The sequence below is a fragment of the bacterium genome, from assembly GCA_041648665.1.
Lineage (GTDB): Bacteria > UBA10199 > UBA10199 > 2-02-FULL-44-16 > JAAZCA01 > JAFGMW01.
This window is the reverse complement of the sequence record JBAZOP010000190.1, coordinates 1-2,952: the sequence shown is the minus strand read 5'-3', so window position 1 is coordinate 2,952 and position 2,952 is coordinate 1. Positions and strand designations below refer to the sequence as shown.

At 59.6% G+C, this 2,952-nt stretch carries 3 protein-coding genes; 1 reads left to right on the top strand and 2 read right to left on the bottom strand.

All coding sequences use genetic code 11. The features are described from left to right. On the bottom strand, positions 1-1,553 hold a 1,553-nt coding region (locus tag WC683_20545; protein ID MFA4975001.1), incomplete at its 3' end, for an Ig-like domain-containing protein. 63 nt (positions 1,554-1,616) lie between these two features. After that, the gene (queG, locus tag WC683_20540; GenBank protein MFA4975000.1) at positions 1,617-2,324 is read right to left on the bottom strand and encodes a tRNA epoxyqueuosine(34) reductase QueG; all 708 of its coding nucleotides are present in this window, start codon (positions 2,322-2,324) and stop codon (positions 1,617-1,619) included. Between the two features lie 219 nt (positions 2,325-2,543). Between queG and WC683_20535 the strand changes: the two genes are divergently transcribed. After that, positions 2,544-2,837: a DUF3467 domain-containing protein gene (locus WC683_20535; protein MFA4974999.1), complete on the top strand. Its 294-nt coding sequence runs from the start codon at positions 2,544-2,546 to the stop codon at positions 2,835-2,837. The last annotated feature ends 115 nt before the right edge of the window (positions 2,838-2,952 follow it).

Sequence of the window (2,952 nt, the reverse complement as noted above, 5' to 3'; positions counted from 1 at the left end):
CCCACTATGAGATCGTCATATCCGTCGTTGTTCACGTCGCCGGCGGAGACCGAAGTGCCGAGATAACTGCCGGCGGTCGCAGCCGCGATCGTGGTATCCGCAGTGCACGACCCCGAGAGGTCGCAGTCTGCAATCCCCTCGGCTGAACCGAGAAAAACATATACCCACCCGGCATTGGGCCCCCCCCAGTAGTCCACCCCTCCCACTATCACGTCCGCATACCCATCGGCATTTACGTCTCCGATGGAAAAGGAATGTCCCAGCAAATCATTGGCAGCCGCGCCCAAGATTGCCGTGTCCGCTGTGCACGACCCAGAGAGATCGCAGTCAGAGACGCCGCCCGTGCCGGAGCTCAAGAATACATATAGTTCGCCGTTCTTCGCGCCGCCTGCCACGCCAGACGCGTCTACGACCGCATCCGCATACCCGTCGCCGTTTATGTCCCGATAGGCCATCGTGGTGAACGTCTGCTGCACACCCACGTTCAGGGACAGACCTGCCACCGGCAGCGAACCCTCGTCCACGGTGATCGTGTATTCCGTGGAATACCCAAGCTTAGAACTCGGCGTGAAGACCGTCGACAGGTAGTCCGCGGCCCATGCGTACGTCCCTGTCACCTCGGTCCCCTCCGCATCCGTGACCGCTATCGCCGCTTCGAAGGCCGCCCTGTCCGCCTCCTCCGCCAGCGCCTCGCCCAGCGTGTACTGTATCCGCGCGGAACGGGGTATCGGCCGATCCGTGAGATCGAGCTCAACGCCGTCCAGGCGCAGGATATTGATCGAAGAGATCACGACCGACGTCTTTGCCGCAAAAGCTGCGGTCGCCGTACCGATCACCGCGCCCGCAATATCCGTAATCCCGCTCACGCTCGCCGTGTAGTTGGAAGCCTTCTCAAAATCCGCGTGCTCGCACGTGGCCGTCAGCGTGGCGCTGTCATAGGTCACAGAAGTGCAGAGGCTGTCGCCGGCGTTGTCCTTCTTGAGAGTGAACGATGAATTCCAATCCGCAGGCTCGGTTATCTCACCGGAGAATACCGCCGTAACCGCCGCATCCAGAGCCACTCCCGTCGCTCCATCCGCAGGAGAAAGGGTGGTCGTAACCTCTGACGAGGACTCAGCCGTGGTGAAGCGCGCCATGAATCCGGCGAACGCAGAGCCGTTTTCATATGCTATGCCCTCTGTCAGACAGATCGCATACTGCGTGTTGTACGACAACACGCCCGATGGGATGAGGCCGAAGAACGTCGATATGGCTGAGCTCTGCGCCGCAGGAAGCGCACCCTCAAGATCGCATATCGTATCGTCCATTGCGGCCTTCGCAGAGATCGAGGCGCTGTTCCCCGTAACCGGAACAATGAAATACGTCTCCCCGGTCACCGTGCTCGAATCGAAAGCAGGGGAAGCTATGTATTGAAACTTGGAATCGATCGGCACGCCGGTTGCACCGTTGAGGTTGTTGACGTTCACGACATCCATGTCGATTCCGTCGCTGCAACCGACAAGGCAATGAAACGCTACGGTCAGAAGCGCCACAATCATCAGCGGTTTTCTCATAATACCCCCTCCTGAAAACGGGTTTTAAAAAGATGAACAGGGAAAAATCTACCAAAACCGCCACTACATGAAAAGATCAAATGCATTGTAGGGACACGCCTCCTGGCAGATGTCGCAACCGTAGGAAAATCCGCGGGTCGCTGCCTGCAATTCGCTGCCGGCTGAGCGCAAACGCGGGGCCTCGAGCGTGAGAAAGGAGATGCACTTCCGCGCATCGAGCTCGCGCGGCGATATTATCGCGCGCGTGGGACACGCCTCCAGACACTTCGTGCAATCGCCGCAGAGATCATCGTGCGGAGGATCGGGCTCAATCTCAAGATCGGTGATGATCTCGCCGAGCACAAACCACGATCCCAGCTCTCGGTTCACGAGCACCGTGTGCTTTCCGATCCAGCCCAGGCCCGCCCGCTGCGCCAGCGCCTTCTCAAGTATCGGACTTGTGTCCACGCAAATCTTCGCGCGCGCGTCGGGCGCACGCCCCCTTATCGCATCCCACAGCAGCCCTAGCTTTTGCTTCACCTCGTCGTGATAATCCGCGCCGCGCGCAAACCTGTGGGCCAGCGCGCAGCAGATGACCGATTTGGCTGCCGGAAACAACGCGCGCGGATCGCAGCGCCCAGCTGGGTCGCGGACAAGATACTTCATCGAGGCGACCCTCCCCTCCTCGATCGCAACCTCCAGATATGGCAGATCATCCACCGGCGCAGCTGAGCTCACCCCGCACAGCGAAAACCCGCACTCGACAGCTGACTTTTTGATCAGATTCTTCATCACATGATCACATTGTCGGCTTTGGGTGGCAGCGGGTCGGGGGACCCCCATTTGACGCCAGCAGCCGCGCAAAGCCATCCGCAAAAACTAGGTGATTGATCGCGGCGATGCCGCAAATGGGGGTGAGCCCGCTGACAGGACCCAAAGCCCCTATAAAAACATGTTGCCAGACCCGTCCCTGGGATGATTTAAAGCTCCCCCGGGGACACGGAGGATACAATGGATAAGAAACAGGCAACCGAGATCAAAGTCAACATAGCAGGAAACGAGCGCGTGATGTCGGGCGCATACGCCAACAACGTGCTGGTGCATATGAACAGGGAGGAGTTCGTGCTGGACTTCATCAGCCTCTTCCCGCCCAACGCGACGCTGAACGCCCGCATAGTGGTGGCGCCCGCCAACTTCAAGCGCATGATGCGCGCCATGGCCGACTCCCTGGCCCGCTATGAGCACGAGTTCGGCGAGCTCTGCCTGCCGCAGGCCCCACAGCAGCAGCCGGTGATAGTCCAGTGATATGGTAATAGAGAAGATACATGCCGGACTCACAAACCTTCCGCCCGCGTGGATAAGCAGGGCCGTGTCGCGCGGCGGCACGATGGCGAACGCCCAGGAGATAAGAAAGATCCTG

Coding starts and splice junctions, on each gene's coding strand:
- queG (MFA4975000.1), bottom strand. CDS start 2,324: ATGAAGAATCTGATCAAAAAGTCAGCTGTCGAGTGCGGGTTTTCGCTG.
- WC683_20535 (MFA4974999.1), top strand. CDS start 2,544: ATGGATAAGAAACAGGCAACCGAGATCAAAGTCAACATAGCAGGAAAC.